This window comes from Bacteroides sp. Marseille-P8574, assembly GCF_902825465.1.
In the GTDB taxonomy this organism is placed as follows: domain Bacteria; phylum Bacteroidota; class Bacteroidia; order Bacteroidales; family Bacteroidaceae; genus Bacteroides; species Bacteroides uniformis.
Genome location: NZ_CADEBE010000001.1, coordinates 1,316,121 through 1,338,448 on the forward strand (window position 1 = coordinate 1,316,121; position 22,328 = coordinate 1,338,448).

Consider the following 22,328-nt stretch of genomic DNA (forward strand, 5'->3'; position numbering starts at 1 on the left):
ATTTTCGTACATGATTGAAAAGTAACGAAAAAACCACTAAAACTTGCGATTTTAGTGGTTTTTTGACTTAAATAAGCTGTTTGATAGTTGGGCTACCTGGATTCGAACCAGGAATGACAGGACCAGAATCTGTAGTGTTACCATTACACCATAGCCCAATTATTGTTATTTCCGTTTTGCGGTTGCAAAGATACAAAGATTTCTATAAATCAAAACAAAAACGAGTATTTTTTTCGCAAAAAACTGATAAGATACCGTAATCCAAAGGATTATATAACTAAAAAAAATCAAAAATTGAAAGAGTTTTCCTCTTTTGCGTGTTTGATATGAGAAATCAACGTATATTTGTCAACAGTTTTAATATAATACTGTATAATGAACGAAACGAAAAAACTGATTCAACAGATAACAGAAGGTATTCAAGATAAAAAAGGAAAAAAAATCGTCATCGCAGATCTGACAAAAATCGACGATACAATATGCAATTATTTCGTCATCTGCCAAGGAAACTCTCCCAGCCAAGTGACAGCCATTGTAGAATCCATCAGGGACTTCACACGCAAGGGTGCCGACACCAAGCCCTTTGCCGTAGACGGGCTGCGCAATGCCGAATGGGTAGCTATGGACTACCCGGACATATTGGTGCATGTCTTCCTGCCTGAAACAAGGGAATTCTACAATCTGGAACACCTTTGGGCAGACGCCAAATTAACTCAAATTCCTGACCTCGATTAATCAAAACGTATGGACAATAATACCAACAAGAAACCCAATAAAGTGAATATGCCCAAGTTCAACCTGAACTGGCTGTATATGATTATAGCAATGATGTTGCTGGGGTTGTACCTGACTAATGAAAGTGGTACGGCAACTAAAAATATTTCTTATGATGAATTCCAGCAATATGTACGAGACGGTTATATAAGCAAAGTCATCGGCTACGACGACAATTCTGTCGAAGCATACGTCAAACCGCAACACGTAGGAAACGTATTTCGTCAGGACTCCAGTCGCGTAGGTAAGAATCCGCTTATTACGACCGAGGCCCCTTCACGCGAGAGCCTGGGCAATTTCCTGCAAAAGGAAAGAGACGACGCCCACTTTGACGGTTCTATTAACTACGAAAAAAAACGGAACTACTTCGGTGCCATTCTATGGCAGATTCTCCCTTTTGCATTCCTTATCGGTTTCTGGATTTTCATGTCCCGCCGCATGAGCGGTGGTGGAGGCATGGGTGGAGGTGGAGGCATCTTCAGCGTAGGAAAGTCCAAGGCCCAATTGTTTGAAAAAGGTTCCCCCATCAAGATTACATTCAAAGATGTGGCAGGACTTGCCGAAGCCAAGCAAGAGGTAGAAGAAATTGTCGAGTTCTTGAAAGAGCCCCAGAAATATACCGATTTGGGAGGTAAGATACCCAAAGGCGCTTTGCTAGTAGGCCCTCCGGGAACCGGAAAGACCCTGCTTGCAAAGGCTGTGGCCGGAGAAGCCAACGTACCTTTCTTCTCTTTGGCAGGTTCCGACTTTGTAGAAATGTTTGTCGGCGTGGGAGCTTCCCGTGTCCGCGATTTGTTCCGCCAAGCAAAGGAAAAAGCGCCTTGTATCGTGTTTATCGACGAGATTGACGCTGTAGGGCGTGCCCGTGCCAAAGCAGCCGCTATGGGTGGCAACGACGAGCGCGAGAACACATTGAACCAGTTACTGACCGAGATGGACGGTTTCGGCTCCAACAGTGGTGTTATCATCTTAGCCGCCACCAACCGTGTGGACGTTTTGGATAAGGCATTGTTGCGTGCCGGACGTTTTGACCGCCAAATACATGTAGACCTACCCGACCTTAATGAGCGTAAGGAAGTATTCGGTGTACACCTGCGCCCCATCAAGATAGACAATAGTGTGGATGTAGACCTTCTGGCACGCCAGACTCCCGGATTCTCGGGGGCAGACATTGCCAATGTATGTAACGAAGCAGCTTTGATAGCCGCCCGCCACGGCAAAAAGTTTGTCGGAAAGCAAGACTTCCTGGACGCTGTAGACCGTATTGTGGGTGGGTTGGAAAAGAAAACCAAAATCACTACCGAGGCCGAACGCCGTTCCATTGCCATACACGAAGCCGGCCATGCCAGTATCTCCTGGTTACTGGAATACGCCAATCCACTGATTAAAGTAACCATTGTACCCCGTGGACGCGCTTTGGGCGCGGCTTGGTATCTGCCGGAAGAACGGCAAATCACCACCAAGGAACAGATGCTTGATGAGATGTGTGCCACCTTGGGAGGACGTGCTGCCGAAGACCTATTCTTAGGTAGAATATCCACCGGAGCCATGAATGACTTGGAACGCGTGACCAAGCAGGCGTACGGTATGATTGCCTATCTGGGTATGAGCGAAAAACTCCCCAATCTCTGTTACTATAATAATGAGGAATATTCCTTCAACCGCCCGTATAGCGAAAAGACTGCGGAACTGATTGACGAAGAAGTGAAGCAGATGGTCAACGAACAGTACGAACGTGCCAAGAAAATATTGTCCGAAAACCAAGAAGGGCACAACCGGCTGGCACAACTGCTGATTGACAAAGAAGTAATCTTTGCCGAAGACGTTGAGCACATCTTTGGGAAACGTCCATGGGCTTCCCGCTCGGAGGAAATCAGTGCAAACAAGACTGCTGCCGAGCTAAAAAAAGCAGAGCAAGAAGAAGAGCAAAAAGCCATAGAAGCAGAAAAGGAAGTCAAGGAAGAAGAAGAAAAGCATGAAAAATAACTTTATCCAACGTGCCGTTACCGGCGTGTTATTCGTCATAGTATTGGTGGGCTGTATTCTTTACAGCCCCCTTTCGTTCGGTATACTGTTCACCATTATCAGCGCACTGAGCGTACATGAGTTTGCCCAATTAGTCAGCAAAAGCGGCGAAGTAAGCATTAACAAAACCATCACTGCATTGGGGGGAGCCTACCTTTTCCTTGCATTAATGAGTTTCTGTACCCAGCAGTCTGTAGGAGCACGGGTATTCCTTCCTTATTTGGGACTATTGCTCTACATGATGATTACGGAACTTTACCTCAAGAAAAAGAATCCGACGGGTAACTGGGCCTACTCCATGCTAAGCCAATTATACGTGGCACTCCCCTTTGCCCTGCTGAACGTACTTGCTTTTCAAAATTCCTCGGAAACGGGCAGTGTAACCTATAACCCTATTCTACCGCTTTCCATTTTCGTATTTATCTGGTTGAGCGATACAGGTGCCTATTGCGTAGGTTCGCTGATAGGCAAAAACCGTCTGTTCGAACGTATCTCACCTAAAAAATCTTGGGAGGGCAGCATCGGCGGCGGAATATTCTCCATCGCTTCCTCTCTTGGCTTTGCACACTTCTTTCCATTTATGTCAGAATGGCAATGGGTAGGTCTGGCAATCGTTGTCGTCATTTTCGGCACTTGGGGCGATCTGACCGAATCACTCATGAAACGCCAATTGGGCATAAAGGATTCCAGTAACATTCTGCCGGGGCATGGAGGGATGCTCGACCGTTTCGACAGTGCACTGATGGCAATTCCTGCAGCAGTTGTTTATCTATATGCCTTGACGATGTTCTAACGACGACTCACATGACCAAACTTACATAAAACAAATATAAAAAGAGCACCCGGGCAAGGTGAATGACATCAAAATCCCGGGTGCTCTTTCTAACTATATACTCTCGCAAACTCTTTCTTACTTCAACTGCATATTGGACAAATCCACATTAGTAGTCAACTTTTCATTAGTACCCACAGTTTTCAAATCAAAGGTTACTTCCACCTCTCCATTCTCCTCTGAATTGAGTTTCAACTTGATACCTTTGGTTTCAAAGGGAATGTCCAGACTGTTCAGATTATAAGAAACAGCACCGGGGCTGCGATAACCCGTCAAGTCATCATAGTCGTTATAGCGGAGTTCCAAGTGGATGTATCCGTCTTCACCATACAAAGCATCATCTTCTTGCGGACGTACCAGACTGATGCGATGTTTATTATCAGCCGAAGACGGCAGGTTCTGCATGAAAAAAATGTTCATATAGCCACCGCTAATGGTAATGTCACCTTTATATATAAGTACGGAATCATTGCCGAACTCCTCTTCTGTTTCGGGAGTCAGCGTCTCCACCTCTTTCGTCAGAACATTCTGCAAGCGTAACAATTTCACAGCATGGTCATACCCTGCATAGTCGTCCCACAAAGGATTGAACATGGTAATCACACGCTGCCCATCCACAGCATCATACCACCCAATGTCCGTATTCACCGGCCAGAGTGTCCCCCAGACATCGCAGTTTAAATAAAAGGCATTTCCCGTAACACGCACAGTAGCCCACAAAGGCGGGGTGAAATCACCCAAAGAATATCCGTCGTTATCATCACATGATTGCAAAGCGGGCATCACTGCCAAACATATTGCCATGAATAACCAATGTAGCTTTTTCATAATCAAAGTCCTTTTCATTTGTTTCTGTATAGAAAATACAAAAGCCGGGCATTTACTGCACCGGCTTTTCCCATTTTAACAAATTCTTAATTTTTCGATTATTCTTCCCTCCTTCTCAGTAATGCCACCATCTCGCGGGCAGTATGTTTGGGTGCTCCTGCCTCTCCCAGACGGGATGCCATATACTCATATCCCTCGAGCATCTGACGGCGGTATTCCTTATCGTACAAAATGCGGTTCAGCTCCGAGCGTACCTGCTCTACCGTCATGGTATCTGCAACCAGCTCTTTCACCACCTCCCGGTTGGCTATGAGATTGACCAGGGAAATGTACTTCACTTTCAGTATATGCCGTTTCAGGAAAGCGATAACCTTTCCTATCGGAGTATGGTAGCACACCGCTTGCGGCACACGGAACAGAGCTGTTTCCAGCGTTGCCGTCCCCGAAGTGACCAGTGCAGCCTCTGCCTGCCTCAACAAAGGGTATGTCTTGTTGAAGATAATCTTCACGTCCGCCCCACCCACATAACGTTTATAATACTCGGGGGAAATACCCGGAGCACCGGCCAGCACCAGTTGATAATCGGGAAAAGAAGCTGCCGCACGAAGCATGTCGGGCAGATTGTCCTTGATTTCCTGTTTGCGGCTACCAGCCAGCAGAGCAATAATGGGTTTGGTAGGAAGTCCGTTTGCCCGGACAAAGTCGTCGAATGTCTCTGAGCTGGAAGCAAGAAAAGCCGTCACTTCATCCACTGTCGGATTGCCGACATAACGTATCGGATACCCGTGCTTCCCTTCAAAAAACTCCACTTCGAACGGTAGGATGGAGAACAGCTCATCTACATCCCGTTTAATATTCTTGATGCGGTATTCCTTCCATGCCCAAATCTTGGGAGAGATATAATAAAAGACAGGAATCCTCGTGTTGGCATGGACAAACTTGGCTATATCCAGATTAAAGCCCGGATAGTCCACCAAAATCAGCACATCCGGCTGCCACGCAACAATATCCTCCTTGCAGCGCTTCATATTGGCAAAAATGGTGCGCAGATGCAGCAATACGGGAATGAACCCCATATATGCCAACTCTTTGTAATGCTTCACCATCACACCACCCACTGCAGCCATGAGATCGCCTCCGAAGAAACGGAACTCCGCTTGCGAGTCCTCCTCCTTCAATGCAGCCATCAGATGGGAAGCATGCAGGTCACCAGAAGCTTCACCGGCAATCAAGTAGTACTTCATATCAATTGATAATTGTCAATTAATTCAGAACCATGTTTTCAGTTCATCAATCAAGCCGTATGCCGTTGCATCCACCGTGGTCGGGGTGATTGCCACATAACCGTTATCGAGTGCCCAATGGTCATTCTTCTCGTTTTCAGCATCGTTGTTCTCAAACTCACCGGTCAGCCAGTAGTAATGGGCATCTCCTCTATGGGCAAAGTTTTCCCATTCATTAGTCCATTGCCCTTTGGTTTGTTCGCAAATCTTCACACCCTTCAGTTCTTTGGTATCGGGGAAGTTGACATTGAGGCACGTCAACGGAGGGAGTCCTTTCTCCAATACCAGCCGGGTTATCTCTCGGATGTAAGGACCTGCAGACTCAAAATCAGCGTTCGGCTCATGGCTGCAAAGAGAGAATCCAATGGAAGGCACTCCTTTCAGGCATCCCTCTATCACAACGCCCATCGTACCGGAATAATGCAGGTTTACGGAAGAATTGTCGCCATGATTGATGCCGCCTACCACCAAGTCGGGCTTGCGGTCGAGCACCGTATGAAAAGCCAGCTTCACACAGTCGGTCGGCGTACCGGAACACTTGTATACCGTCAGCCCAACATCCTTACGAACCAGCTGGTAGTGGATAGGTTCCGTTACTGTCAGCGCACACGCACTTCCAGAGCGGGGTGCATCCGGCGCCATTACCACAATCTCACCCAACGGACGGAGGAATTTGATTAACTCGCTAATACCTTTCGCAATGATGCCGTCATCATTGGAAATCAATATCAAAGGTCTCTGATTTTCCATAACTTTCTTTTTTATTATCGTGCAAAAGTAGCTAAAAAGGCTTTAAACTGAATACTACAAAGATAATAATTCTTTTGTATTCAAAGATATTTTCAGAAAAGGCTAACTTTGTACCGACAATAATCGGAATATAATCATTCATAAAATCCATGCTATAATGAACACTTTTTGCCATCCTACCATTGCTGCACGTATCGAGACGGCAGCTGCCGCAATAATTCTGTTTCTAACAACCCTGACAAGTTGTGGCAGGAACAGTTCTCTCGAGCCACTTGACCAATGGAATGACGGGACATCTACGCTTCACACGGCAGACCCGGTCATTGCAGAAGGCCGGAAGCTCTTCAACGACAAAGAATACCAAAATTTCCGACTCACCGGAGAAGCCCTCACACAACCCGGCTCCGAAGCAGGCCTCCTCTTTCATACGGACGGCGAGTCCGGTTATGAAGTGATATTCCGTAACGGAGACATCGACGGCACACGCAAGAGCGGCTCACTCGCCTCGGTGCGCAACCTCTATCGCTCACTCGCAAAAGATGGAGAATGGTTTGACTTCGAGATAACCGTACGCGGACAAAACATCATTGTCTGCATTAACGGAACCGAAGTTGTCTGCTATACCGAACCCGAACATCCATATCGCACAGAGGAGCACGCCCGGCAACTGTTGAGTCAAGGTTCCATAGCCTTGCAAGGCATACACGGCGAAGTGTCATTCCGGAATCTCGCCATCGAACAGCTTGCCAAGGAAGCACGCAACGAAGCCGACACGCTTGCTCCGGTAGACGAGCGCACGGATGAGATAATCAGGCTACAGCAGCGCGATTTCCCAGTTATAGACTACCACGTTCACTTGAAAGGAGGGCTGACGAAGGAAACGGCACACGCCATGTCCATGAATTACGGTATCAACTATGGTGTCGCCCCCAATGCCGGAGAAGGAGGCGTAGGACGTATGCTGGCCGATAACAAAGAAGTGTACGACTATTTTAATGAAGTAAAAGGGATGCCATTCCTGTGCGGTGTACAAGGTGAGGGACGCAAATGGACGGCAACTTTCTCGCAGGAAGCCTTGGGGATTTTCGATTACCTGTTTACCGACGCCATGACCATCATAGACCACAAGGGACGTAATTCGCGCATCTACCGGGCCGAAGAAGCACTCTTTGATGACATTACGCTTGAACGGTATATGGACCACCTTGTCGACCAAACAGTCCTGATTCTGACCAACGAGCCTGCCGACATTTATGCCAACCCTACCTTCTTGCCCGACACTATGGCGAATGATTACGACAAGTACTGGACGGACGGACGCATTGAACGCGTATTGGATGTATTGCAACAACATGGAATCGCTCTGGAAATCAATGCACGCTACCGGATTCCCAGTTTCGAGATTATCCGTCGCGCCAAAGCACGTGGAATCAAATTCACATTCGGTACAAACAATGTCGATGCCGACTTCGGACGACTGGAATACTGCGCCGAAGCCATCAAGCAATGCGGCCTCACAGCCGACGATATATGGTTCCCGTCGATGAGCACACGCCGCTCCCGCCCCATTGTCATATACAACCGATTCGAGTAGCAGGGAACAACCGCTGTCATCTTCACCAACAGAAACGATACACCTATGGACATTCTTCTCATCATCTTGGGCATCCTCTGTCTGATTGTCGGATTGGCAGGCTGCATCCTGCCTATGATTCCGGGACCGCCCGTAGCCTATGCAGGCTTGTTGCTTCTACATTTCACGGACAAGGCGCAGTTTTCCACCACGCAGTTACTTCTATGGCTGGCAGCAGTCGTCCTTGTACAGATACTGGATTATTTCGTCCCGATGCTGGGCAGCAAATATAGCGGAGGCAGTCGGTGGGGAACGCGCGGCTGCCTCATAGGCACCATCGTAGGGTTGTTCTTCATGCCTTGGGGCATCATCCTCGGCCCCTTTCTCGGAGCCTTTGCCGGCGAACTGGTGGGAGGCAGCAAGACAGACCAGACCTTGAAATCGGGGCTGGGCTCGCTGCTTGGATTCTTGCTGGGCACAGTAGTGAAATGTGTCATATGTGCATACTTCTGCTGGGAGTTCGTCAAAGCCTTGGTCTGACACCATCTCCTCTCCTTCCGCCTGGGAACAACTTATCTGCCGACCGCCATCCACACAGTAGTCCATCTGCATGAGATGTGCATCTCGAGCAACATGAGATGCCCGTCTCAAACAACACGAGATGTACATCTCATGCAAGTAGAGAGAATAGTCCAAGCCAATGTCTTCCATTGGTTTACAAATCTTAATCTTCTGCAAGCGAGACAAAAAAACAGCTTCATTTCAAGATAAATACGTATATTTGCCCACTAAACAGAGAAAGAACGCTTTACGAGTAATTTACAGGAAGAAAAACAGCGGTAAACGTCTGTGAGTTATTAACAAAACAGCCGACTTATCAACCGTTTTTGCAATCTTTCTCCAAATTTGTAGGCGCTATCCGGAATTATCACTTATTTCGCTGCCAATAAATATTGAGATTATGGGAAAAATAATTGCTATGGCTAACCAAAAGGGTGGTGTAGGCAAGACTACGACGACGATCAACCTCGCAGCCTCACTCGCCACACTTGAAAAGAAAGTGCTCGTTGTGGATGCCGACCCTCAGGCCAATGCCTCCTCAGGATTGGGTGTGGACATCAAGCAGTCGGAATGTACTATCTACGAGTGCATTATTGACCGTGCAGACGTACGCGAAGCCCTTCATGACACGGAGATAGACACACTGAAGGTAATCTCCTCCCACATCAATCTGGTAGGTGCCGAAATAGAGATGCTCAATCTGAAAAACCGCGAAAAGATACTGAAAGAGGTACTCGCTCCGCTGAAGAATGAATTTGACTATATCTTGATAGACTGTTCCCCGTCTTTGGGCCTGATTACGGTCAACGCACTGACTGCCGCCGATTCAGTAATCATCCCCGTACAAGCGGAATATTTTGCACTAGAAGGCATCAGCAAATTGCTGAATACCATTAAAATCATCAAGTCCAAGCTGAACCCTGCCCTCGAAATCGAAGGCTTCCTGCTGACGATGTACGACTCGCGTCTGCGCCAAGCCAACCAGATTTACGATGAAGTGAAACGCCACTTCCAGGAATTGGTGTTCAACACCGTCATCCAGCGTAATGTGAAACTGAGCGAAGCTCCCAGCTACGGCCTGCCCACCATTCTCTATGACGCAGACTCAACCGGAGCCAAGAACCACATGGCACTTGCCAAGGAGCTGATAAGCAGAAACGAAAGAAGGGATTAGCGGTTAGGGATAAGGAATAAGCAGTTAGTGATTAATGATTAGGGGGTAGTGATAAATACCATATTTACAATACACAACAAAATCACCCCGCATGGCTAAATAGTAAATTGTAAATCGTCAACGTACCTATGTGTCAAAGATAAGAAATGTGTCATGACCGTAGGGAATAAATAGTAAATAAATAGATGGCACAAAGAAATGCATTAGGACGCGGGCTGGACGCCCTCTTCTCCATGGATGAAGTAAAGACCGAAGGCTCCTCTTCTATCAATGAAATAGAGTTGTCGAAGATTACGGTCAACCCCAACCAGCCCCGTCATGAATTCGACCCGGTTGCGTTGCAGGAGTTAGCTGATTCCATCTCCGAAATCGGCATCATACAGCCCATCACCCTGCGCAAGCTTAGCGACGACGAATACCAGATTATCGCCGGCGAGCGTCGTTTCCGCGCTTCGCAGCTTGCCGGACTGACCAGCATCCCCGCCTATATCCGCACTGCAGACGATGAGAACGTCATGGAAATGGCGCTCATCGAAAACATACAGCGCGAAGACTTGAACTCCGTAGAAATAGCTCTCGCTTACCAGCATCTATTGGAGCAATACGGGCTGACGCAAGAGCGCCTCAGCGAACGTGTAGGCAAGAAGCGCACCACCATCGCCAATTACCTGCGGCTGCTCAAACTGCCAGCTCCCGTCCAGATGGGGCTGCAGAACAAGCAGATAGACATGGGACATGCCCGCGCGTTGGTAACGCTCGGCGACCCCAAACTGCAAGTAAAGATTTTCGAGGAAATCCTGGAGCACGGGTATTCCGTACGCAAAGTGGAAGAAATAGTAAAGTCACTGAGTGAAGGCGAAACCGTGAAAAGCGGTGGTCGTAAGATTGCCCCCAAGCGCGCCAAACTGCCCGAAGAATTCAATATGCTGAAACAACAACTCTCGGGCTTTTTCAGTACCAAGGTGCAACTCACCTGCTCGGAGAAAGGAAAAGGCAAAATCAGTATCCCGTTCAATAACGAAGAAGAATTGGAACGTATCATCGGCATTCTTGATACGCTGAAGAAATAAATGAGAAAAAAAGGAAGAATATATCAGTTAGCCATTACCCTGCTGCTCTGTTTTTTACAGACGGCAGGGATTGCTATGTATGGTCAGGACCGTCCGCGTGCCGCTTCCAAGCGTGCGCAGCGGCATCAGACCGATACACTCAACACCGTGGTAAACCGGGACAGCCTCGCTGTTGCCGACAGTCTTGCGGCCGAAAACAAACGGAAGATGCTGGAAATGACCGCCAGCCCCGACCTGAAGGAACAGCCCGTACCTACAGACAGCCTGCAAAAGGCCATCGACCCCAAGCGATGGGTGCCCAACCCCACAAAAGCCACCTGGCTTGCCCTCGTCATTCCCGGCGGTGGACAAATCTACAACCGCAAATATTGGAAACTGCCCATCTTCTATGGAGGATTTGCCGGTTGTGCCTATGCCCTCACGTGGAACAGCAAGATGTATAAGGACTATTCGGCCGCCTACAAGGATGCCGTAAATGGTAATTTCAACTCCAGTACCATTACCGACCTGCTGCCTCCCAACTATAACTATACCGAAAGCCAGCTGACGGAGACACTGCGGAAGCGTAAGGACACCTTCCGACGATACCGCGACTTGAGCATCTTCGCCTTTATCGGTGTATATCTATTGTCCGTTGTCGACGCATACGTAGACGCAGAACTGTCCAACTTCGACATCACCCCCGACCTCAGCATGAAAGTGGAACCTGCCATAATCAACAGTCAGATGACCGGTTCCTCTAATAAGAACGTCGGCGTGCAATGCAGTTTCCGATTCTAAAAACGAAAATTAAAGCATAAATTATTACCTAATGATACACAAGGCCATATATATGAAAAGAATTATTCTCGGTTCCTCGCTTCTGTTTTGCGCCCTCTTCGCCGTTCCGGCCATGCATGCGCAAGAAAGCGTGGAAGTACTTATCCGCGAAAACGGTACAGAACGCCAGGAATCCATCGAGCTGCCCAAAAGCATGACCTATCCGCTGGACAGCCTGCTCAATGACTGGAAAGCCAAGAATTACATAGACTTGGGAAAAGACTGCAGCACCTCTACCGTAAACCCGATGTTCAGTGACTCTGTATACATAGACCGGTTGTCGCGCATGCCGACCGTCATGGAAATGCCGTACAACGAGATTGTACGCAAATTCATCGACATGTATACCGGACGCCTGCGCAACCAAGTTGCCTTCATGCTGAGCGCCTGCAACTTCTATATGCCCATCTTCGAAGAAGCGCTGGATGCCTACGGTCTGCCGCTCGAGCTGAAATATCTGCCCATCATAGAATCCGCTCTCAACCCTTCTGCCGTATCCCGCGCTGGAGCTTGCGGACTATGGCAGTTTATGCTCGCCACCGGGAAGATATACGGACTGGAAAGCAATAGCCTCGTAGACGAACGCCGCGACCCGATAAAGGCAACCTGGGCGGCAGCACGCTACCTGAAGGACATGTACGACATTTACAAAGACTGGAACCTGGTGATTGCCGCCTATAACTGCGGTCCGGGCACCATCAACAAAGCCATCCGTCGTTCGGGAGGGAAAACTGATTATTGGGAAATCTACAACTATCTGCCCAAAGAGACACGTGGCTACGTGCCCGCCTTCATTGCCGCCAACTACGTAATGACCTACTACTGCAAGCACAACATCTGCCCCATGGAAACCGACATTCCGGAAGCAACCGATACGGTGCAGGTAAGCCGTAACCTTCATTTCGAACAGATTTCCGACCTATGCGGCATCAGTCTGGATCAGATAAAGAGTCTGAATCCTCAATTCAAGAAAAGTATCATCCCCGGAGAGAGCAAGCCACAGACGCTACGCCTCCCCATCAATTATATCAGTGCCTTCATCGACAAACAAGATACAATCTATGCCCACCGCAGCAATGAGCTGTTCAAGAACCGCAGAGTCGTGGCCGTTTCCAATACACGCTCGACGGCACGCAGCAGCAAAAGCAGTACCACTACGGGGAATGTCACTTACTACAAGATACGCAAGGGGGACAATCTCGGCAGCATTGCACGAAAATACGGCGTCACAGTCAATCAGTTAAAAAGTTGGAATGGATTGCGTAGTACCAGAATCTCCGCAGGAAAGCGTTTGAAGATTTATAAATAAAGACATAAACGCTTGCCCGGTGTTGAAAATTGCTTATTTTTGCAAAAAGTGAAGTGAAGAAAGGAGAAAGCAGTATATGGAAGAAAATATAAGTCAGAAGGAAAAGGAAAAAGCCGAAGAGGAAATGATCGAACAAGCATTCCAAGAACTGTTGAACGACTATTTGGCCACCAAACACCGCAAGCGCGTCGAAATAATAACCAAAGCATTCAACTTTGCCAACCAGGCGCATAAGGGCATCAAGCGTCGTTCCGGCGAGCCCTACATCATGCACCCCATTGCTGTGGCAAAGATTGTCTGTAATGAGATAGGACTGGGGTCTACTTCCATATGCTCGGCATTGCTGCACGATGTGGTGGAAGACACTGACTACACCGTAGAGGATATCGAAAACATCTTCGGTCCCAAAATCGCCCAGATTGTAGACGGGCTGACAAAGATTTCCGGCGGTATCTTCGGCGACCGTGCCTCGGCGCAGGCGGAGAACTTCAAGAAGCTGCTGCTCACTATGTCCGACGATATCCGGGTTATCCTCATCAAGATAGCTGACCGTCTGCATAACATGCGTACACTCGGCTCCATGCTGCCCAACAAACAGTTCAAGATTGCAGGCGAAACACTCTACATCTATGCTCCTCTCGCCAACCGCCTCGGCTTGTACAAAATCAAGACAGAACTGGAAAACCTGAGCTTCAAGTACGAACATCCGGAAGAGTACCACGAGATAGAAGAGAAACTGGAAGCCACCGCTGTGGAGCGCGACAAGGTATTCAATGAGTTCACCGCTCCGATACGGGCGCAACTGGACAAAATGGGACTGAAATACCGTATCCTTGCCCGTGTAAAGTCCATCTACTCCATCTGGAACAAAATGCAGACCAAACATGTCCCCTTCGAGGAAATCTATGACCTGCTTGCTGTCCGCATCATCTTCGAGCCTCGCAATATAGAGGAAGAGCTAAACGACTGCTTCGACATCTACGTCTCCATATCCAAGATATACAAGCCCCACCCCGACCGCCTGCGCGACTGGGTGAGCCATCCCAAAGCCAACGGCTACCAAGCCCTGCACGTCACCCTTATGGGTAACAACGGGCAATGGATTGAAGTACAAATCCGCAGTGAGCGTATGAATGACGTTGCCGAACAAGGCTTTGCCGCCCACTGGAAATACAAAGAAGGCGGAGGCAGCGAAGATGAAGGCGAACTGGAGAAATGGCTGCGTACCATCAAAGAAATTCTGGATGACCCGCAACCGGACGCCATCGACTTTCTCGATACCATCAAACTAAACTTGTTCGCGTCGGAAATTTTCGTCTTCACCCCGAAAGGCGACCTCAAGACCATGCCGCAGAACTCTACGGCACTGGACTTTGCCTTCTCCTTGCATACCGACATCGGCAGCCACTGCATCGGCGCCAAGGTAAACCACAAATTGGTCCCCCTAAGCCACAAACTGCAAAGCGGTGACCAGGTAGAGATATTGACCTCCAAATCGCAACGCGTGCAGCCGGAGTGGGAAGTATATGCCACCACTGCCCGTGCCCGTACCAAGATTGCCACCATCTTGCGTAAAGAAGCAAAAGCCTATCAAAAAGAAGGTGAAACCATACTGAACGAATTCTTCAAAAACGAGGATATACGTATGGATGATGCCGCTCTGGACAAACTGACCAGGCTGCACGGCTTCCACACCCGCGACGAGTTGTTCGTTGCCATTGGTAACAAGCGGGTTGTGCTGGGCGATGCCGACAAGAATGTGTTCAAGGAAAAACAGAACAGCAACTGGAAGAAGTTCCTGACCTTCTCCTTCGGTAACAAGGACAACAAGGATGCCAAAGAACAACCGGAAGAGAAAGCACCGCAAGAGAAAATCAACACCAAGCAGATTCTGAAGCTGACGGAAGAGACCATCTCAAAGAACTATATCATGGCTGACTGTTGCCACCCCATTCCGGGTGACGACGTACTGGGATACATCGACGAACAGAACCGTGTTGTCATCCACAAGCGCCAATGCCCCGTTGCCACCCGCCTTAAAAGTAGCTACGGAAACCGTATCATCGCCACCGAATGGGACACTCACAAGGATTTGTCGTTCCTCGTCACCATATATATAAAAGGTATAGACAGCATGGGATTGCTGAACGAAGTGACCCAAGTCATCTCCCGCCAGCTCAACGTGAATATCCGTAAACTGACCATCGAAACCAACGATGGCATCTTCGAAGGAAAGATACAGCTCTATGTACACGATGTGGACGACGTGCGCACTATCTGCAATAATCTGAAGCAGATACAGAATATAAAACAAGTGACGAGAGTAGAGGAATAAACGGAGTGGTATTCTACTTCAGTCCTTGGATATTTTCCTTCAAGTTCTCCACATCCTCGTAGGTAAACTCATCCAATGCCAGTTTCATGCCTACCAGTTCTTCGCGGATAGCTCTGAGGCGATCTACGATTTCAAAGTTACGTATCGTAGCTTCCTTATTGTCTTTTATCCGTTGGCGGGCGCCGGGCAAGGTCATCCCGCGCTCCTTCACCAGATGATAGATAAGTTTCACTGTCTCAATGTCCTCCTTACGGTACTGGCGTATTCCCCGCCCTCCTTTCTTCGGATTGAGTTGCGGAAACTCCTTTTCCCAGAAACGGAGCAGCGATTCGTTGACGTCGAACATGGCAGCCACCTCACTGATGGAGTAATATAACTTCAAATTCTTATCTGTATTCAACATGATGTAATCCTTTCTTTATCAATCATCCGTCAATCAAGCACCTTACCATTGTTCGCAGCAATCTGTATCATGCGGTCATAATCCTCAGCACTGAGGTCCATAAAGTAGTAGTTGACGGGATTCACAACCTTTCCCTTGACGTGTACTTCGTAGTGCAAATGCGGACCAGTGCTCTTGCCCGTACTGCCTACCCCGCCAATGACCTCACCACGTACCACTTTCTTGCCTAACTTCGTCCGGAAATCGCGCAAGTGTGCATATACTGTCTGGTAACCGAATCCGTGATCTATCACGATTCTATTGCCATAGCCCGATTGCCAGCCCATCTGCACCACAGTACCGTCTCCCGTGGCATAGACGTCTGTACCCTGAGGAGCCGAAAAGTCCATACCCTCATGGAACTTGCTGGTACCATAAATGGGGTCGATACGCGTACCGTAACCGGAAGCAGTCTTACGGAGGTCCTTGTTCGAAACAGGCTGTATGGCAGGAATGCAACGCAGCATTTCATCATGATTCTTGCACATCTCCACCACGTCATCGAAAGAGCATGACTGAATATAGAGCTGCTTCGTCAGCATGTCCATCTTCTGGGTGGTATTGATAACCAGGTCAGAGTTTGCCATATCCATCAGATGCTCATAGCGGTTGGTGCCGCCATATCCAGCCTGACGGATGGCAGAAGGAATAGGGTCGGCCATGAAAATCACCCGGTACAGATTGTCGTCACGCTGCTGTATGTCCTGCAGCACTCCCATCGCCTCGTCCAGCCGACGGGAGAGCACGTTGTACTGCGCCTGCAGTTTGCTGTTCTCCTTCCGCAGCTCCTTCTCCGACGGAGAACCGAAGATAAGCAGCAATACGATGAAACTGCCCGCACCCAGCCCCATACCGATGAACAAACGGCGGAGAATGCTCAACGCCCGCTGCCTCACGGTAGGATAAATACGGTCATACGTCTGCGTCTGGGGATTATAAATGTAGTAAACTTTGCGCATCTTAGGAAATATTTCGCTTGTCAATGCGACAAAAGTAATAAAAACAAGCTATCTTTATTACCCATACTGATTACCAAGCGATTAAACATATGGTTATTAAATTCCGTAACAAATATCTCACCTCAACCGCTACAAAAATACATCTTCTAGCCATAACAGCCAATTATTTAAGAAAAGAAAGCAATTAAAATAAAACATTTATCCTATCAGAATATTCTATACGACATTCTTCCAACATAACAATGACTAGTTGGTTCACGATATAATTTCTTGGTATCACTTGTAATAGAGATAAAAAAGCCAGCTATCATCTCGATAACCGGCTTTTAATTTTACTCATCAGTAGAAGTTCTTTGAGATTGTGTGAACTGCTCGTAGAATTTGTTAAGAAGACGATTTATAATGGTCTCTTTGGTATCGCCACCTCGTTGTCCTTTGGCTTTCTCTATCTGCTCTGCTTTCTCTTCGCTCAAACTTGAAAAGAAGTCAACCAGATTGCCAATCACACTAACTTTTTGTTCATCGTCTGCTTCATCGTATTTATTGATAACCCAATCAACGAGAGTTCGACTTTTGAGAACCTCTTTAGAGAGGTGTTTTGCTGCTGCTTTTAATAATTTCTCACCTCTTTCCAATCCATTAGTTTTCCGTAATTTATCACTTATCTTACCTGCCATTGCATCTGCCATTATCTCTTTAGTAATACTCGCTTTAAACGTTCCCCATTTTGAGGCAGTTGGTAATGGATAACCTTGTTCAGTAAGCTTCACGATAAAATCAAGTAGCGGAAGTTCCTCTTTGCACGCCATTTTAGCCCCCTTAGGAAAGTCGCCTCCCTTCCAAGGATTTGTACAAATGTTAATTTCTGAAAACATTCTCGAGACTGTAATTTCTTCATTCAAAGCATAGATAAGATAGAACTCACCTTTGTACTTTTCTTCGTCTTTTAAGTCCTTGTTAGCTTCCAGAAGATTTAGATGAGCTTTGTAACGGTGGTTTGCATCCGCTAACACAACGTACCGGGCTGCATCAGCTGCGCTAATGATTTCTCCCGTTTCAAAATCTACAATTTCCAATCCGGCTTCTATAACCTTCATTGCATCCAGTATGATAGCAGGAACTAACATTCCATTTGCCTTCATGGACTTCATTTTGGCTTTAACCACCTTTTCGTCAAAGTTACGATTACCTGACAGCCTAGCTATCTTGAGTCCTTTACTGGCTAGCACTGCTAGTGTTAAAACTTGAAGTGCTAGCTCATTTTTTTTGTTCATAATAAAAATAGGACATCCCAGTAGAAACATTTCTACTCTCGTTCCTTTCTGGTGGCAAAGGTCGATAAAAAACGGGACATAAGAATTTGTCCTAGGGGGGGATAGAATGAGATGTTGTGTTAATGATTCCCCCAATTTTAAATGGATTGGATAACCTTCATTTTGTGAATATTATAATCTCTTTTATACGGTCTCTCTTAGCCTTATTGATTCGATATTTGTTATTCATAATGGAATAATCATTAGAGAAATACCCCAAAAACATCAAAGTATCATAAATGAAACATGCAGGTTTAGTCTTTAGTTTTGTACGTGATGGAGAAGGAAGAACAAATCCTTTTTGTATCAATCTTTTATATAAGTGGTTAGTAATATAAGTTTGCGATTTTAAAATTTCAGCCTCTTTATTCTTCATTTGCTTAAGAGCACTTTTGTCAATAGAAATAGGTCGTGGATTACTAGCAGCATAGGTGTATATACCCTCCTTTTTCTCATAAATAAAACTGGTGGGAGGATTGGAACGGTTCCAGACTATTAATGGGGCATATTCTTCCAACTTATGGCTTATCTTCAAGTGCTCAAATAATTCGTTCTGTATAGCTGTTTCTATAATTTTCTGCTCGTCAGCTTCTAAGGTTTTACGCTCATTGGTATCAGATACGAGTTTAATCTCTTGTGCCTTTTTAAATAACAACAATAAATTACAGAGACGAATTAGTTTATGGTCACAAATAAGGAAATCAAAACAATTAATTAAGTCCTCAATTTTTTTAGAAGTAAACTCTTCTATGATTTCATATTCTTGAGCACATTTACAAATATATGATCTCACATCTTCAATCGTCTCAAAAATGGTTGAATAGTCCGCTTGCGTTTGCAATAAATTGGGGGATTCATTAGTAATCTTAATGATAGCCAATAAATGCTCAATCAGATAGGTAGGAACATTTAAATCTTCTTTTGACGACATTCTAACCATACACTTGCATCTTATCTTTTTGGCAAATATAGTAATCTTACTGCATTATTACAAATTCACGAAATTATTTAACAAAACAAAAAGATATTCAATAATTAGTTTCTTTCTCATATATCTCATTGTTTTACCTATTTATCAGTCTAACATGAGAAAAACATTTTTATATTCTCCGTTCCTTATCATATCCCAGATTGTAGAACTTCTTAAAGCCTTTCCATATACAGCATGGAAATTCCACCATAACACCTATGATGATAAATGGAAGTATGGGAAAAAATAGGCTGCTCCAACCATAGCACAAACACAACCCTACAATTACGCCTATGACATATAAGGTTGTCATAATTCCGCAACCTATCATTACTCCTCTTCCTCCTGCCATTGCGTATTTAACTGGAGCATTGGGAGTGAAAAACTCCGGTTGTTTATTTGGCATTAGTTTACCAGCCATATTAATTCATTTAAGGTTTATAATTATTAATCCTGTATCTCCATTGCTATTAACAATAGCCACTTTAACTTCTCATCTTCTAATCTGTCAATAACACCATAAGGGTCTTTATCGAACTCTTCTGGGTCTATATTATTCTCCTCTATTAACTTGTTTAGTGTCTTTAGTAACATAATCATTAGTTTTATTAGTTATTACTGGCTTATCTCTTTGTATCAAAAAGCCATTGGACTAGGAGGCATGTTTCTAAGTTCTTCTAAGCTGTTAACTCCAAACATTCTACATAATTCCTCTAAAGTGGGTGGAGTTAAATCACAAGGCTCAATGAAAGATTTGTCTACTGCAATTCCTAATTCCTCCATAATATCCCACATTTCACTTGCTGTCTTTGTTTCATTATCCATATTAATTCATTTAGTGTTGCCTTTACTGATTAACCCTTCTATAATGAAGTCTCTTATTGTATCTAGATATTCATCTACTTGCTTTTCCACATACTTACGTGGAAATCCCCCTCCAAAGTTCTCGTTACCTGCTATATTAATAGTATAGCTACATTCTCCATTTTCTTCGTATGGTGGAAGTAAATGGTCCATTACAATTCTAAGGGACGCATCATATACTTCCAATACTACTTCACCGCTTTTAAATTCACGTTTCATAATTCCACTTATGCCATTTTATGTGCAAAAAATGTATCAATTATCAGATAACTAAATTAATATATAGTATGAGTATTGTTTTTTGGTAGCACACAGTTCCATTTACTCTTTTAATGTTCATAATTTACCTCCATTCTCACATTTAAGCCATACGGTAAAATCAAATGTTGTCACTTCAACACTCTATTATTTAGCTAACATCCATACCTAATATCTCAATAGCTTGTTTCGCTGCAATTTCGTCTAATCCATTATAAGGATTGACCGTTATCAGATGCGGTAAATGATGCTCATTGAAATTATTTGCATCAAGGTCGTCAATAATGACATACTCACATTCTGTTTCGCATTCTCTAATCCATGCGTCTATCTCATCCCCACGGTGATTACTAATATTGGGTGTAGTATCTGTTATAAAGCCTGGTAGATTTCTTGTATTCCACATTTCTAAAAACTCTTCATAAGACATTAGGTATTTCCAAGAAGAAGTTACAACAATATCCGCTTTTGTTTTTCTAATTATAGTTTCTAAGTTCCTAACACATGCAGGGTCAAATAATACACCATACTCATCAACCTCTTGCAAGCCTTTACTAACAAGAACCATATCGTAATAAGCGGTATCCATTACACCGTCAAAATCCAGAAATATAATTTTCATCGCAAAAGCTATTAAAGATTTATATAATCAACTACTGCCAACACATATCACCTACACTTAAAAAATAATCAAAATGTAATAATGTCTACAAATTCTTTTGGCAAACTTATATTAGATAGATTTATGGCATTCTCAAACAATGGTGCAATGTCTTCATCCCTAAAGCCTGCAATGCCACAGCCAATCCTTGTTACCAAAAAATGAAATTCTGTATGAATTTGAGCAAACTTTATAAATTCATCAACATACGGTTTTATTGTTTTCACTCCACCTTGCATAGTAGGTATGGCATAAGACTGTCCTTGTAGCCCTACACCTTGCCCCATGATTGCGCCAAAACATTCTCTGGCAATTCGTGCTGCACCGCCACCGTGTATGCCTTGCAAGTTACTTCCAAATACAAATACCTCGTTTCCCTTTAGAACTTTTATGTATGTAGGGGTAATGCCACATTTAATAATGGTATGTGGCTTTTCACTTTTAAGAACTTCTGCTTTCTTCTTATTAAACCATTTGAGCATAATCCAAACATGTTAATTGGTCTCTATAAAGATAGAGAACTTTTTTCTATTTCCCCTATAAAATATACTTTCTCTGATAACTCTTCGTATCTCTCTAAAACCTTCTCCAAGAAGTCATAATAATCATTACTTGTCATTCTTATCATAGTTCATTCCTCCTTCTTCCCTTTATTCCCCAGAATTACATTTAGCACAAAGCTCATCTATAAGCTCTATGTATTCATTCATCGTTACCTCTCTCATAATTTATTCCTTTCATTAATGTAGTTCCTATTAATGGATATATGAGATATTTATCTGTTAATATTAATCCCAAAATGCTTCAAGTATATTCCTTCCCCAGTCTCCACCCCATACCATTTTTTCACCACATTTAGGACAATGCTTTTCATCCCAAACTTCTAATTGAATACTACCACAATGAACACATTTGATATTGAAATCATCCACAAAACTATTATAAGTCACATCATTGTTACAATCATTACAATGAATAATTTGCTTCTTACCTCTTCTTATCATTCTAACAATGTCTTTTGAAGTTGTATAGTACTTCATGTGTGGTAATCTCTTGTCAACATCTGTCATATTCTGAAAGTCTATTTCTATTTGATACGGAATTTCAGAAATAACTTGTGATGAACAGTGATTGCACTTTTTAGCTTTCTCTCTTTTGCTATATTCTACCAATTCCTTATTGTTGTAATCCTCACCATAGACTGTTACTAGGTTAACATTATCAAGTTCACTTTCTTCATCAAACTCAGACATACAATCCTCTGTTGCAACCAAAGAACTCTGTATTGTTTGACAAGCCTTACAAATATAAACTTCATAATAGTCTCTGAACCCACAACCAAAATGCAGTACCGGTGTTGTGTAGCCACATTTAGGACATTCATATTGCTTTAATTCCCCCATATTTTTTTATTTAATGCAGTAGGTATTAAATACCCACGGTATAAGTAGCAATGAAAATAACAGTAGCACCCCTGCATCCTTCCATTCCTTATTTACCAATTTGTAAATCAATGGTACAAGAAGTA

At 44.8% G+C, this 22,328-nt stretch carries 24 protein-coding genes and 1 tRNA gene; 10 read left to right on the forward strand and 15 right to left on the reverse strand.

Translation table 11 applies throughout. The annotated features are described in order from the left end of the window. Nucleotides 1-87: 87 nt before the first annotated feature. Nucleotides 88-158, reverse strand: a tRNA-Gln gene (locus HUX74_RS05565). Between the two features lie 217 nt (nt 159-375). On the opposite strand from HUX74_RS05565, the gene rsfS reads away from it, so the two are divergent. Genes rsfS through HUX74_RS05580 form a run of 3 tightly spaced genes read left to right on the forward strand, consistent with a single transcriptional unit; the run spans nt 376 to nt 3,592 of the window. Further along, nucleotides 376-735, forward strand: coding sequence for a ribosome silencing factor (gene rsfS, locus HUX74_RS05570; protein WP_117599304.1), 360 nt, complete (start codon nt 376-378; stop codon nt 733-735). Nucleotides 736-744: 9 nt separating this feature from the next. Beyond that, the gene (gene ftsH / locus HUX74_RS05575) at nt 745-2,760 is read left to right on the forward strand and encodes an ATP-dependent zinc metalloprotease FtsH (RefSeq protein ID WP_016274133.1); all 2,016 of its coding nucleotides are present in this window, start codon (nt 745-747) and stop codon (nt 2,758-2,760) included. After that, nucleotides 2,750-3,592 (forward strand): phosphatidate cytidylyltransferase, encoded by an 843-nt coding sequence (locus HUX74_RS05580; protein ID WP_174646335.1) that lies wholly within the window; start codon nt 2,750-2,752, stop codon nt 3,590-3,592. The genes ftsH and HUX74_RS05580 overlap by 11 nt, the downstream gene beginning before the upstream one ends. 117 nt (nt 3,593-3,709) lie before the next feature. On the opposite strand, the gene HUX74_RS05585 is transcribed toward HUX74_RS05580, so the two are convergent. From HUX74_RS05585 to surE, 3 genes are all read right to left on the reverse strand, one after another. Further along, on the reverse strand, nt 3,710-4,459 hold the full coding sequence (locus HUX74_RS05585; protein ID WP_174646336.1) for a NigD-like protein: 750 nt from the start codon (nt 4,457-4,459) through the stop codon (nt 3,710-3,712). A 98-nt stretch (nt 4,460-4,557) separates the two neighbouring features. Next, a complete protein-coding gene (gene lpxB / locus HUX74_RS05590; RefSeq protein ID WP_117599301.1) occupies nt 4,558-5,703 on the reverse strand; it encodes a lipid-A-disaccharide synthase in 1,146 nt (381 codons plus the stop codon). Between the two features lie 24 nt (nt 5,704-5,727). After that, nucleotides 5,728-6,492 (reverse strand): 5'/3'-nucleotidase SurE, encoded by a 765-nt coding sequence (gene surE, locus HUX74_RS05595; protein ID WP_174646337.1) that lies wholly within the window; start codon nt 6,490-6,492, stop codon nt 5,728-5,730. A gap of 157 nt (nt 6,493-6,649) precedes the next feature. Between surE and HUX74_RS05600 the strand changes: the two genes are divergently transcribed. The 7 genes from HUX74_RS05600 to HUX74_RS05630 all read left to right on the forward strand — a co-directional run bounded on the left by HUX74_RS05600 (nt 6,650) and on the right by HUX74_RS05630 (nt 15,333). Beyond that, entirely contained in the window at nt 6,650-8,086 is a 1,437-nt protein-coding gene (locus HUX74_RS05600; protein WP_174646338.1) for a DUF1080 domain-containing protein, read from the forward strand. A gap of 45 nt (nt 8,087-8,131) precedes the next feature. Further along, nucleotides 8,132-8,605 carry a DUF456 domain-containing protein gene (locus HUX74_RS05605; protein WP_174646339.1) on the forward strand — a complete coding sequence of 158 codons (474 nt, stop codon included), beginning with the start codon at nt 8,132-8,134 and terminating at the stop codon, nt 8,603-8,605. 421 nt (nt 8,606-9,026) lie between these two features. Further along, nucleotides 9,027-9,800, forward strand: coding sequence for a ParA family protein (locus tag HUX74_RS05610; protein ID WP_117964877.1), 774 nt, complete (start codon nt 9,027-9,029; stop codon nt 9,798-9,800). A 185-nt stretch (nt 9,801-9,985) separates the two neighbouring features. Next, entirely contained in the window at nt 9,986-10,870 is an 885-nt protein-coding gene (locus tag HUX74_RS05615; RefSeq protein WP_061411439.1) for a ParB/RepB/Spo0J family partition protein, read from the forward strand. Continuing rightward, a complete protein-coding gene (locus tag HUX74_RS05620) occupies nt 10,871-11,650 on the forward strand; it encodes a DUF5683 domain-containing protein (protein WP_117964879.1) in 780 nt (259 codons plus the stop codon). 31 nt (nt 11,651-11,681) lie between these two features. After that, nucleotides 11,682-12,998 (forward strand): lytic transglycosylase domain-containing protein, encoded by a 1,317-nt coding sequence (locus HUX74_RS05625; protein WP_119961784.1) that lies wholly within the window; start codon nt 11,682-11,684, stop codon nt 12,996-12,998. A gap of 76 nt (nt 12,999-13,074) precedes the next feature. Continuing rightward, a complete protein-coding gene (locus HUX74_RS05630; RefSeq protein WP_174646340.1) occupies nt 13,075-15,333 on the forward strand; it encodes a bifunctional (p)ppGpp synthetase/guanosine-3',5'-bis(diphosphate) 3'-pyrophosphohydrolase in 2,259 nt (752 codons plus the stop codon). 13 nt (nt 15,334-15,346) lie between these two features. On the opposite strand, the gene HUX74_RS05635 is transcribed toward HUX74_RS05630, so the two are convergent. The 11 genes from HUX74_RS05635 to HUX74_RS05685 form a co-directional block, all read right to left on the reverse strand. Further along, nucleotides 15,347-15,736, reverse strand: coding sequence for a MerR family transcriptional regulator (locus HUX74_RS05635; protein ID WP_117588667.1), 390 nt, complete (start codon nt 15,734-15,736; stop codon nt 15,347-15,349). A gap of 29 nt (nt 15,737-15,765) precedes the next feature. Beyond that, complete coding sequence (locus HUX74_RS05640) at nt 15,766-16,734, reverse strand: M23 family metallopeptidase (protein ID WP_117588668.1); 969 nt, start codon at nt 16,732-16,734, stop codon at nt 15,766-15,768. A gap of 332 nt (nt 16,735-17,066) precedes the next feature. After that, entirely contained in the window at nt 17,067-18,008 is a 942-nt protein-coding gene (locus tag HUX74_RS05645) for a hypothetical protein (protein WP_174646341.1), read from the reverse strand. A gap of 157 nt (nt 18,009-18,165) precedes the next feature. Further along, nucleotides 18,166-18,978, reverse strand: a complete 813-nt coding sequence (locus tag HUX74_RS05650) for a hypothetical protein (protein WP_174646342.1) — start codon at nt 18,976-18,978, stop codon at nt 18,166-18,168. 169 nt (nt 18,979-19,147) lie between these two features. Beyond that, complete coding sequence (locus HUX74_RS05655; protein WP_174646343.1) at nt 19,148-19,438, reverse strand: hypothetical protein; 291 nt, start codon at nt 19,436-19,438, stop codon at nt 19,148-19,150. A gap of 26 nt (nt 19,439-19,464) precedes the next feature. Next, nucleotides 19,465-19,611, reverse strand: coding sequence for a hypothetical protein (locus HUX74_RS05660; protein ID WP_174645968.1), 147 nt, complete (start codon nt 19,609-19,611; stop codon nt 19,465-19,467). Between the two features lie 42 nt (nt 19,612-19,653). Further along, nucleotides 19,654-19,842 carry a hypothetical protein gene (locus HUX74_RS05665; RefSeq protein WP_174645969.1) on the reverse strand — a complete coding sequence of 63 codons (189 nt, stop codon included), beginning with the start codon at nt 19,840-19,842 and terminating at the stop codon, nt 19,654-19,656. Between the two features lie 6 nt (nt 19,843-19,848). Beyond that, on the reverse strand, nt 19,849-20,100 hold the full coding sequence (locus HUX74_RS05670; RefSeq protein WP_174646344.1) for a hypothetical protein: 252 nt from the start codon (nt 20,098-20,100) through the stop codon (nt 19,849-19,851). A gap of 190 nt (nt 20,101-20,290) precedes the next feature. Beyond that, nucleotides 20,291-20,761, reverse strand: a complete 471-nt coding sequence (locus HUX74_RS05675; protein WP_174646345.1) for an HAD domain-containing protein — start codon at nt 20,759-20,761, stop codon at nt 20,291-20,293. 68 nt (nt 20,762-20,829) lie between these two features. Next, nucleotides 20,830-21,219 (reverse strand): hypothetical protein, encoded by a 390-nt coding sequence (locus HUX74_RS05680; RefSeq protein WP_174646742.1) that lies wholly within the window; start codon nt 21,217-21,219, stop codon nt 20,830-20,832. Nucleotides 21,220-21,588: 369 nt separating this feature from the next. Then, nucleotides 21,589-22,203 carry a hypothetical protein gene (locus tag HUX74_RS05685; protein WP_174646346.1) on the reverse strand — a complete coding sequence of 205 codons (615 nt, stop codon included), beginning with the start codon at nt 22,201-22,203 and terminating at the stop codon, nt 21,589-21,591. Nucleotides 22,204-22,328 lie beyond the last annotated feature (125 nt).

Bases quoted from the DNA above. Each gene is read 5' to 3' on its own strand.
- rsfS (WP_117599304.1), top strand. From the start codon at position 376: ATGAACGAAACGAAAAAACTGATTCAACAGATAACAGAAGGTATTCAA.
- ftsH (WP_016274133.1), top strand. From the start codon at position 745: ATGGACAATAATACCAACAAGAAACCCAATAAAGTGAATATGCCCAAG.
- HUX74_RS05580 (WP_174646335.1), top strand. From the start codon at position 2,750: ATGAAAAATAACTTTATCCAACGTGCCGTTACCGGCGTGTTATTCGTC.
- HUX74_RS05585 (WP_174646336.1), bottom strand. From the start codon at position 4,459: ATGAAAAAGCTACATTGGTTATTCATGGCAATATGTTTGGCAGTGATG.
- lpxB (WP_117599301.1), bottom strand. From the start codon at position 5,703: ATGAAGTACTACTTGATTGCCGGTGAAGCTTCTGGTGACCTGCATGCT.
- surE (WP_174646337.1), bottom strand. From the start codon at position 6,492: ATGGAAAATCAGAGACCTTTGATATTGATTTCCAATGATGACGGCATC.
- HUX74_RS05600 (WP_174646338.1), top strand. From the start codon at position 6,650: ATGAACACTTTTTGCCATCCTACCATTGCTGCACGTATCGAGACGGCA.
- HUX74_RS05605 (WP_174646339.1), top strand. From the start codon at position 8,132: ATGGACATTCTTCTCATCATCTTGGGCATCCTCTGTCTGATTGTCGGA.
- HUX74_RS05610 (WP_117964877.1), top strand. From the start codon at position 9,027: ATGGGAAAAATAATTGCTATGGCTAACCAAAAGGGTGGTGTAGGCAAG.
- HUX74_RS05615 (WP_061411439.1), top strand. From the start codon at position 9,986: ATGGCACAAAGAAATGCATTAGGACGCGGGCTGGACGCCCTCTTCTCC.
- HUX74_RS05620 (WP_117964879.1), top strand. From the start codon at position 10,871: ATGAGAAAAAAAGGAAGAATATATCAGTTAGCCATTACCCTGCTGCTC.
- HUX74_RS05625 (WP_119961784.1), top strand. From the start codon at position 11,682: ATGATACACAAGGCCATATATATGAAAAGAATTATTCTCGGTTCCTCG.
- HUX74_RS05630 (WP_174646340.1), top strand. From the start codon at position 13,075: ATGGAAGAAAATATAAGTCAGAAGGAAAAGGAAAAAGCCGAAGAGGAA.
- HUX74_RS05635 (WP_117588667.1), bottom strand. From the start codon at position 15,736: ATGTTGAATACAGATAAGAATTTGAAGTTATATTACTCCATCAGTGAG.
- HUX74_RS05640 (WP_117588668.1), bottom strand. From the start codon at position 16,734: ATGCGCAAAGTTTACTACATTTATAATCCCCAGACGCAGACGTATGAC.
- HUX74_RS05645 (WP_174646341.1), bottom strand. From the start codon at position 18,008: ATGAACAAAAAAAATGAGCTAGCACTTCAAGTTTTAACACTAGCAGTG.
- HUX74_RS05650 (WP_174646342.1), bottom strand. From the start codon at position 18,978: ATGTCGTCAAAAGAAGATTTAAATGTTCCTACCTATCTGATTGAGCAT.
- HUX74_RS05655 (WP_174646343.1), bottom strand. From the start codon at position 19,438: ATGGCTGGTAAACTAATGCCAAATAAACAACCGGAGTTTTTCACTCCC.
- HUX74_RS05660 (WP_174645968.1), bottom strand. From the start codon at position 19,611: ATGTTACTAAAGACACTAAACAAGTTAATAGAGGAGAATAATATAGAC.
- HUX74_RS05665 (WP_174645969.1), bottom strand. From the start codon at position 19,842: ATGGATAATGAAACAAAGACAGCAAGTGAAATGTGGGATATTATGGAG.
- HUX74_RS05670 (WP_174646344.1), bottom strand. From the start codon at position 20,100: ATGAAACGTGAATTTAAAAGCGGTGAAGTAGTATTGGAAGTATATGAT.
- HUX74_RS05675 (WP_174646345.1), bottom strand. From the start codon at position 20,761: ATGAAAATTATATTTCTGGATTTTGACGGTGTAATGGATACCGCTTAT.
- HUX74_RS05685 (WP_174646346.1), bottom strand. From the start codon at position 22,203: ATGGGGGAATTAAAGCAATATGAATGTCCTAAATGTGGCTACACAACA.